This window comes from Leucobacter albus (genome assembly GCF_039528015.1).
GTDB lineage: Bacteria > Actinomycetota > Actinomycetes > Actinomycetales > Microbacteriaceae > Leucobacter > Leucobacter albus.
In genome coordinates this window covers 217,208-226,447 of sequence record NZ_BAAAKZ010000008.1, presented here as the reverse complement: position 1 = coordinate 226,447, position 9,240 = coordinate 217,208, and the positions used below count along the sequence as shown (strand labels likewise).

Annotated in this window: 8 protein-coding genes; all 8 read left to right on the top strand. The window is 69.4% G+C overall.

Annotation, left to right across the window (positions count from 1 at the left end):
- Positions 1-148 precede the first annotated feature (148 nt).
- The 8 genes from ABD115_RS10140 to ABD115_RS10105 all read left to right on the top strand — a co-directional run bounded on the left by ABD115_RS10140 (position 149) and on the right by ABD115_RS10105 (position 9,199).
- Positions 149-1,096, top strand: coding sequence for a sugar phosphate isomerase/epimerase family protein (locus ABD115_RS10140; protein ID WP_343960609.1), 948 nt, complete (start codon positions 149-151; stop codon positions 1,094-1,096).
- Positions 1,097-1,121: 25 nt separating this feature from the next.
- Complete coding sequence (locus ABD115_RS10135) at positions 1,122-2,111, top strand: 3-hydroxyacyl-CoA dehydrogenase family protein (protein ID WP_343960608.1); 990 nt, start codon at positions 1,122-1,124, stop codon at positions 2,109-2,111.
- Positions 2,112-2,140: 29 nt separating this feature from the next.
- On the top strand, positions 2,141-2,911 hold the full coding sequence (locus ABD115_RS10130) for an SDR family NAD(P)-dependent oxidoreductase (RefSeq protein ID WP_343960607.1): 771 nt from the start codon (positions 2,141-2,143) through the stop codon (positions 2,909-2,911).
- 229 nt (positions 2,912-3,140) lie between these two features.
- Positions 3,141-4,493, top strand: coding sequence for an MFS transporter (locus tag ABD115_RS10125; protein WP_343960606.1), 1,353 nt, complete (start codon positions 3,141-3,143; stop codon positions 4,491-4,493).
- A 102-nt stretch (positions 4,494-4,595) separates the two neighbouring features.
- Positions 4,596-6,119, top strand: coding sequence for a four-carbon acid sugar kinase family protein (locus ABD115_RS10120; RefSeq protein WP_343960605.1), 1,524 nt, complete (start codon positions 4,596-4,598; stop codon positions 6,117-6,119).
- Complete coding sequence (locus ABD115_RS10115; RefSeq protein WP_343960603.1) at positions 6,116-7,921, top strand: dihydroxyacetone kinase family protein; 1,806 nt, start codon at positions 6,116-6,118, stop codon at positions 7,919-7,921. Before ABD115_RS10120 ends, ABD115_RS10115 begins: the two co-directional genes overlap by 4 nt.
- Positions 7,918-8,391: a ribose-5-phosphate isomerase gene (locus tag ABD115_RS10110; protein ID WP_343960601.1), complete on the top strand. Its 474-nt coding sequence runs from the start codon at positions 7,918-7,920 to the stop codon at positions 8,389-8,391. The genes ABD115_RS10115 and ABD115_RS10110 overlap by 4 nt, the downstream gene beginning before the upstream one ends.
- Positions 8,384-9,199, top strand: coding sequence for a triose-phosphate isomerase family protein (locus ABD115_RS10105; protein WP_343960600.1), 816 nt, complete (start codon positions 8,384-8,386; stop codon positions 9,197-9,199). Before ABD115_RS10110 ends, ABD115_RS10105 begins: the two co-directional genes overlap by 8 nt.
- Positions 9,200-9,240: the final 41 nt, after the last annotated feature.

The following is a 9,240-nucleotide window of genomic DNA, read 5'->3' as shown; positions in this document are numbered from 1 at the left end:
TAGCCCGCAGACAAGCGAGCGCAGCGCTCGGAGGAGAGCGCGGCGCGGCACCGTCGCGCGCTTCGACATTGACCTACAGGATCTTTCCTATAGGATCTAGGGAACGAGATGCAGAATAGCTCGCGCAGCTAGATCCAACGGAGTATGAGTGAACCCCACGCCGAACACCACCGCCCTGAATCGTGACACCTGGCCCATCGCCACCTGCATGCACGGTTTCTCCCCGCAGCTGCCCGACGGCACGAGGCTTCACGACGCGTCGGCAGAGGTGTGGGACGGCGTGTTTCGCACGATCTCGAGCCTCGGCTTCACCGCGGTAGAGATCGCCGACAGCCACATTCGCCCGGCAGACCTCGAGCCGACGCGGCGCGCCGAGCTCGTGCAGATCGCGCAGAGCCACGGTGTTGCTCCGATCTCGGTGCACGTGCAGCGCCAGAGCGTGATTCAGCCAGGCAAGGGCGAGCAGAACCTCGCCTACGCTCACCGCGCGATCGACGCAGCGGCCGAGCAGGGCATGAGCGTGTTCTCCACGGGGCTGCACCAGCCGTTCACCGAGGCGCAGCAGCGCGCGCTCTGGTTCTGGACGGCGCAGGGGCCCGTCGACCCAGACGACGCTGACACTCGCGCACTCGCGGTGAGCCGACTGCGCGAGCTCGGTGAGCACGCAGCCTCGGTCGGGCTGCAGATGTCGCTCGAGATGTACGAAGACACCTACCTCGGCACGGCCGACAGCGCGGTGCGCCTCGTCGAAGAGATCGGCCTCGACAACGTTGGCCTGAACCCCGACATCGGCAACCTCGTCAGGCTGCACCGCCCCATCGAAGACTGGCGCGAGATGCACCAGAAGACGCTGCCGTACGCGAACTACTGGCACGTGAAGAACTACACCCGCGACGAGGCTGCCGACGGCAGCTGGTTCACGTCGACGCCGACGAGCATGGAGCTCGGGCTCATCAACTACCGAGCGATGGTCGAGCTTGCGCTCGAGCTCGGCTTCAGCGGCCCCTTCCTGATGGAGCAGTACGGCGGCGACAGCCTCGGGGTGTGCGCGACGAACCGCACGTACCTCCAGAGCCTCCTGCCACCAGCACGGTAACCCGACACGCAAAGGACGTTAGATCATGACTGAACTCAGCACCCGGCCGGTCTATGCGGTCGTTGGCAGCGGCTACATGGGCGGTGGCATCGCGCAGGTGCTCGCGCTTTCAGGCGCCGACGTGCGCATCGCCGACATCGACATCGATGTCGCCCGTGCGAGCCGTGAGCGGCTCATCACCGAAGCGACGCAGTTCGTCGCCGACGGTCTCTTCCCGGCGGGGGCGCCCGAGCAGATCGCCGAGCGCATCACCGCAGCGACGATCGAGGACGCCGTCGCTGGCGCGAGCTTCATCGAGGAGGCCGTTCCCGAGAAGATCGAGATCAAGCACGCGACGCTCAAGCGCATCTCCGAGGCGGCGAGCCCAGACGCGATCATCGGCAGCAACACGTCGACAATTCTCATCGCCAGGCTCGCCGAGGCAGTCGTCGGCCCCGAGCGCTTCCTCGGAGTGCACTTCTCGAACCCGTCGCCGTTCATTCCCGGCGTCGAGCTCATTCCGCACCCCGGCACCGACGAGGCGATCCTTCCCGCGGTCGAAGCCCTCGTGCAGGCGACCGGCAAGGAGACCGCCCGCGTGAAAGACGCGACGGGCTTCGTGCTCAACCGGCTGCAGTACGCGCTGTTCCACGAGGCGACCCAGCTCGTCGAGGAGGGCGTCGCGACACCAGACGACATTGACACGATCGTGCGCACGACCTTCGGGTTCAGGCTCCCGTTCTTCGGGCCGTTCGCGATCGCCGACATGGCGGGCCTCGACGTCTACTCGTTCTGCTATGCGTCGCTGCAAACCGAGTTCCCCGAGCGCTTCGCAACGCCGAAGATGCTCGACGATCTCGTGTCGGCTGGCAAGCTCGGCACGAAGACCGGCGCAGGCTTCCTCGACGTGCCGGCCGACCGCACGCCCGAGCTGATCGCCTACCGCAACCGCGCCTACGTGAAGATGCAGCAACTCATCGACGAACTCGGGCCCGCCCCAATTCACCCAGCACACACCGACCGGGCCGACGGCTAGCCGCTCGACGCGAATCGAAAGGAACCACAATGTCTCAGGTATTTCCCGCGGAGCGCACCGTCATTCTCACGGGCGCGGCGAGCCCGCGCGGCATCGGCCGCTACACCGCCTTCTACCTTGCCGAGCAGGGGTGGAACATTGGCATTCTCGACGTTGACGGCGACGCCGCTGCGCAGACGGCAGCCGAGGTTGCCGAGCAGCACGGCGTGAAGGCGTTCGGCGTCGGCGCGAACATCGCCGACCGCGAGGCGACCTTCGCCGCGATCGACACGCTCGAGGCTGAGCTGCCCCAGCTCGTCGCGATCGTGAACTTCGCGGGCGTCGCCTCGCCGATCCCGTACCTCGAGCTCACGCCCGAGGAGTGGCAGCGCGTCATCTCCGTGAATCTCGACGGCGTGCACTGGGCGACCCAGCGCGTTGCGCAGTCGCTCGTGAAGCACGGCGTCGGCCGCATCGTCGGCATCTCGTCGGTATCGGCGCAGCGCGGCGGCGGCACATTCTCGAAGACCCCGTACTCGGCTTCGAAGGCCGGCGTGATCGGCCTGATGCGCTCGATCGCTCGCGAGCTCGGCCCGCTCGGCATCACCGCGAACTGCGTGTCGCCCGGCCCGATCGACACCGACATCATGGGCGGCACGCTCACCGAAGAGCGCAAGACCGCGATGGCCGCCGACGGCGTGCTGCCGCGCATCGGTTCGCCGCGCGACATCGCTGCTGCCGTCGCCTACCTCATCAGCGAGGATTCCGGCTTCGTGACGGGTCAGACCCTGAACGTCGACGGCGGCCTCTACATGCACTAGGAGCGCACACGTGTTTGCTGGCTGGTCTAAATCTCGCATCGCCTTCCTCGCCATCGGCGTGGTCTGCGTGACGATCGGCGCCGTGCTCCTCATCCGCGCCATGGGGTAGGAGGGGGCCGCCCCTGCGGCGGCCCCGATCCACCCCGCCCCTGCGGCGGCCCCGATCCACCCCCCCCGCTTTGCCTACTTTCTTCCTTTCATTGCGAATCTCAAAGGAGAGTCACCTCTGATGTCCACTCACACCACCGATGCGAAGGTGCTGCTCAGCAGCCCGCACCTCGCATCAGGCATTAAGAAGGCGACCCGTCGCCTCATGCCGATGCTCATCATTCTGTACTTCGTCGCGTTCCTTGACCGCACGAACGTCGGCTTCGCCGAGCAGGCCCTCGAGATCGATCGCGGCATCACCGCTGGCGCCTACGCGCTCGGCGCCGGCATCTTCTTCATCGGCTACGCGATCTTCGAGATTCCCTCGAACCTGCTGCTCGACAAGTTCGGCGCGCGGTTCTGGCTCGCGCGCATCGCGATCACCTGGGGCATCGTCGCCACGGCATTCGCGTGGGTGTCGAACGACACCTCGTTCGTCATCCTGCGCTTCTTGCTCGGCGTGACCGAGGCCGGGCTGTTCCCCGGCGTCATCATGTTCCTCGCGCAGTGGTTCCCGAACCAGCGCCGCGTGCAGCTGTTCGCGCTCTTCTACCTCGCGCAGCCGTTCTCGCAGATGCTCGGCGCGCCGCTGTCGGGCGGGCTCATCAGCTTCGGCGATCAGTTCACCCCCTGGCACGGCTGGCAGGTGATGTTCTTCGTCGAGGGCATGATGGCTGTTGTTGCCGGCATCGCGGCCCTCTTCTTCCTCGTCGACTCGCCGCAGAAGGCGAAGTTCTTGAGCGACGACGAGAAGGCCGCAATGAAGGCCGTGATGGATCACGAGGACTCGGTGAAGGGCGCCGACGGCCCGCGCGGCATTCTCCCTGCGCTCGTGAGCTGGAAGGTGTGGTACTTCACCATCATCTACTTCTGCCTGCAGATCGCCGTGTACGGCACCACGTTCTACCTGCCGCAGCAGGTCGCCGGCTTGCTCGGCAAGAATGTCGGCTGGGAGGTCGGGCTCGTCTCGGCAATTCCGTGGGTGTTCGGCCTGTTCGTCTGCTACTACGTGGGCAAGAACGCGAACACCGTGAAGCGTCGCCGCACGTGGGGCACAATGTTCTTCCTCATCACCGGCGCCGCGATTCTGTTCTCGGCCTGGGCTGGCGCGAACGGGCAGGCGCTGCTCGGCATTCTCGCGATCACGGTCGCCGTCTCGGCCTTCCTCTCTACCGGGCCGATCACCTGGTCGTTCCCGACGTCGTTCCTCGCGGGCGCTGCGGCTGCCGCGGGCATCGGCCTCATCAACTCGCTCGGCAACCTCGGCGGCTTCGTCGCGCCCATCATGCGCACCGCGATCAACGAGTCGGTGCCGACCGACAGCGGTGCCTGGGGCGTCGTCTCGCTCGGCGTGTTCGCGTTCCTCGCCGCCGCGATGATGTGGGGCACGCGGTTCTTCCGCGCCAAGGCAGACGACCTGCTCGAAACCAAGTAGTACCCGGTGCTGTGGGGCTGGATTGTCAGCCCCACAGCACCCTTCACAGAAACAACTTTCCGTGCCCCGCGCCGGAGACGACCCGCTAAGGAGGCGACCGACATGCAGCTCGACACTTCACGCGACGCCTCGCTCGAGTCGCTGCTCGCGGGGCAACCGGCGGTGCTCGAGGCGAGCGCTGACGTCGTCGCCGAGGGCGTGCGCCGCTCGGGCCGAGTACTGATCGTGCTCGACGACGACCCGACCGGCACCCAGGCGGTCGCGGGGCTGCCGGTGCTCACGGCCTGGCACGAAACAGACCTCGGCTGGGCGCTCGACACGGGCGCGCCCGCCGTCTATGTCGTCACGAACACGCGCAGCCTCGATGCCGTCGCGGCGGAGCGCATCAACCGCGAGGTCGTGCGGGCGGCGCTGCTCGCGGCCGCGCCGCGCGGTGTCGAACTTGGTTGGGTGAGCCGCGGCGATTCGACGCTGCGCGGGCACTTCCCGCTCGAGCCGGCAGCGATCGCCGCAGAGCTCGTCGCTGCCGGTGAGCCGCGGCCGGCTGGCACGGTCGTCGTGCCCGCGTTTCCCGAGGCGCACCGCGTCACGATCGACGGGGTGCACTACACCCGCGAGAACGGTCGTTGGGTGCCCGTTGGCGAGAGCGAATTCGCGCGCGACGCGACGTTCGGTTACCGCGCTTCGCGGCTCGTCGACTGGGTCGCCGAGAAGACCGCGGCGGCCGCCACGCGCGGGGGCGCTGTCGCAGCCCCGGTTATTGAGCTTCGTCTGCGCACCCTGCGCGCGGGCGCCGAGGCCGTCGCCGAGGCGCTGCGGGCGGCACCCCCCGGCGCTGTGATCGTCGCCGACGCGGTCGTCGAGCACGACATGCGGCAGCTCGCGCTCGGCCTCGAGATCGTTGAGGCCGAGGGGCAGAGCTTCATGTACCGCGTCGGCCCGCCGTTCGTGCGGGCGCGCATCGGCCAGGCGCCGAGCGCCCCGGTAGCGCCGCGTCACGCGAAGCCCCCGGCGCGAGAGGGCGGCGGCATCACCGTCGTCGGCTCGCACACCGCCCTCACGACCCGCCAGCTCGACGTGCTGCTCCGGGAGCGACCGCGGGCGACCGTCGTCGAACTCGACGTGCCGGCCCTCATAGGGGAGGGAGGAGCTGGCCCCGCGATCCGCACCGCCGCGCAGCGTTGCCGTGCCGCCCTCGCGAGCGGCGACGTCATTCTGCAAACGAGCCGCGAGCTCGTGCGCGCCGCGGGGCCGGAGCAGAGCCTCGCGATCTCCCGCGCGGTCTCCGACGCGATTGTTGAAGTGATGCGAGAAATTATCGCGCGCACCACCCCCGCCTACGTGATCGCCAAGGGCGGCATCACGTCGAGCGATGTGGCCACCCGAGGGCTCGAGATCAGGCGCGCCGAGGTCGCTGGCTCGCTGTTTCCCGGCCTCGTCTCCGTGTGGCTCGCGGCCTCCGGGCCGGCAGCAGGCGTGCCGTACGTCGTCTTCCCCGGCAACGTCGGGTCTGACACACACCTCGCCGAAGCGGTGGCGAAGCTCAGCGGCGATGTCGCAGCCGGCTCCCACGAGGCGCCCACCCCAACCTCTTCACCCACCAGCACCCTAGGAAGGGAAGCATGAGTTACCTAATGAACGACGCAGCCGAATTCGCTGCCGAGGCTGCCGAGGGCTTCGTCGCCGCCAACGCTGAGCTTGTGCGTCTCGTGCCCGGCGGCGCCGCACGCCGGGGCGCCACACCCGCCGGTGAGGTCGCCGTGGTGATTGGCGGTGGCTCTGGTCACTACCCCGCGTTTGCCGGGTTCATCGGCCCGGGCATCGCGCACGCTGCGGCCATGGGCAACATCTTCGCCTCGCCGAGCAGCCAGCAGGTGTTCTCCGCCGCGCGCTCGGTCGCGACACCCGCCGGGGTGCTGCTGAGCTACGGCAATTACGCTGGCGACGCGCTGAACTTCGACCTCGCGCAGGAGCGGCTGCGCGAGGCGGGCATTCCGACGCGCACGGTTCGCGTTACCGATGACATTTTCTCGGCGCCCAAGAACGAGCAGCACAAGCGTCGCGGCATCGCCGGCGACCTGCCCGTCTTCAAGGTTGCCGGCTGGGCCGCGGGCGAGGGGCTCGACCTCGACGCCGTCGCCACGGTCGCGCAGCGAGCCAACGACCGCACGCGCTCCATCGGCGTCGCGTTCTCCGGGTGCACGCTCCCCGGCGCAAGCGAGCCCGTGTTCACCGTGCCCGCCGGGCAGATGGCGGTGGGCATGGGGATTCACGGCGAGCCCGGAATCGACATGCGCCCCATTCCGAGCGCCGACGAGCTCGGCAAGCTCTTCGTCGACTCGCTGCTCGACGAGCTGCCCGAGGGCGTGAACGAGGCGCGCGGCCAGAAGGTCGCCGCTATCGTCAACGGCCTCGGCGCCGTGAAGACCGAGGAGCTGTTCGTCGTGTGGCGTGCCGTCGCGCGCGAGCTCGCCGCCCACGGCATCGAGATCGTGGAGCCCGAGGTTGGGGAGTTCGCGACGAGCTTCGAGATGGCGGGGCTGTCGCTCACGCTGATGTGGCTCGACGACGAGCTTGAGGAGGCGTGGCGCGCGCCCGTGCACACGCCCGCGTTCCGCAAGGGGCATATCGCTGGTGCCGCTGGTGCGGCTAGTGCCGCCGCTGGTGCGGCCGCTGGTGCTGCCGCTGGTGCGGCTGGTGCCGCTGATGGGAGCGCCTCCGAGTTTGCCGACACCGAGCTCGTGCGGCTCGAGGCCGCGGCGACCGCCGAGGGCACCCGCGCGGGCGCCGTCGCGACGGCGGCGATCGCCGCAGTTGAGGCCGTGATCGACCGCGAGGCAGACGAACTCGGCAGGCTCGACGCCATTGCCGGCGACGGCGACCACGGCATCGGTATGCAGCGCGGATCGCGTGCGGCTGCGGGCGCCGCAGCGGCCGCGGCTGCCGTCGGGGCCGGAGCCGGAACGGTGCTCGAGTACGCGGGTGACGAGTGGGCAGATAAGGCGGGCGGCACCTCGGGCGCCCTGTGGGGGGCCGGCCTGCGCGCCGCCGCCCGCGTCATAGGTGATGGAGCCCCGAGCGGCGAATCGGTTGCGCTTGCCGTCGCCGCGGCCCGCGACGAGGTGCAGCGCTTCGGCAAGGCAGAGATCGGCGACAAGACGCTCGTCGACGCCCTCGTGCCGTTCGCCGAGCGGCTTTCGGCAGAGGTCGCCGCAGGGGCGGGCCTCACCGTGGCCTGGGGGCGCGCCGTCGATGCCGCCGACGCTGCGGCGGTCGCGACAGCGGAGCTGCTGCCCCGCATGGGCCGGGCCCGCCCGCACATGGAAAAGAGCCTCGGCACCCCCGACCCCGGGGCGATCTCGTTCGTGCACGCCATGCGGGCGATCGCCGAGGTGCTCGACAACTCACGAACCCAGGAGGAAGCATGACCGCCAAGTGGCGCATCGTTATCGGTGCTGACGAAGCAGGCTACGACTACAAAGAGGCGCTCAAGCGCGACCTCGAGAACGACCCGCGCGTGATCTCGGTCACCGATGTGGGGGTCGCGGCCGACGGCACGACGCCATACCCGCGCGTCGCGGTCGCCGCGGCAGAGAAGGTGCGCGATGGCGAGGCGGATCGTGCCCTGCTCGTGTGCGGCACCGGCCTCGGTGTGGCCATTGCGGCGAACAAGGTCGCGGGCATTCGCGCCGTGACCGCGCACGACAGCTTCAGCGTGGAGCGCAGCGTGCTGAGCAACAACGCGCAGGTGCTGACGTTCGGGCAGCGCGTTGTCGGGCTCGAGCTCGCGCGTCGCCTGGCGAAGGAGTGGCTCGGCTACGAGTTCGATACCGAGTCGGCCTCGGCCGCGAAGGTCGCCGAGATCGACGGGTACGAGCAGACCGGCAGCTGTGAGTAGCGGGGCCGTGGGGCAGGGCGCGCCTGGCGCGCCTGTCGCTCGGCCGCTGCCCATTCTCGGGGTCAGCCTGAAGCTCTACCTCGACGTCGCCGCGACCGGGGCGTGGGCCGGGGAGCTCGCCGAGCTCGCCGCCCGCCACCCGGCCGTTGCGGGGGAGCGGGTGCGCCTGTTCGCACTCCCGAGCCTCACCGCGCTCGCGCAGACCCGCCAGCAGCTCGCGGGCACGCCGGTCGCCTGGGGCGCTCAAGACCTGCACTGGGAAGACCGCGGCGCCTTCACCGGCGCCGTCAGCGGGGCCGATCTCGCAGAGCTCGGCTGCCGCTACGTCGAGGTCGGTCATGCCGAGCGCAAGCGCATCTTCGGCGAGACCCCCGCCGTCGTCGGGCAGAAGCTCAACGCGGCGTTTCGCAACGGGCTGACCCCCGTGTTCTGTGTCGGTGAACAGCGGGCAGGCACCCCCGAGCTCGCCGCCGCGGAGTGCATCGCGCAGCTGGAAGACGCCTTCGGGCATGTCACGCAGCTGAGCGCAACGAGCGAGATCGTCGTGGCGTACGAGCCCGAGTGGGCTATCGGCCGGCCGGTGCCCGCTCCCGCGGCGCACGTGCGCTTCGTCGCAGACCGGCTGCGCGCCTGGCTCGGCGCCCACTTTGCCGGCGCCGAGGCGTCTGTGATCTACGGCGGCAGCGCCCAGCGCGGCACCCTTGCAGAGCTAGGCGACAGCGTCGACGGCCTGTTTCTCGGGCGCTTCGCGCACCGGGTGTCTGATCTCGCAGCGATTGTCGACGAGGCGGCCGCTCTGGCCGAGTAGCGGGCGTCACGGGCGGGTGCTGCTTGGCGCGGGCGGGTGCT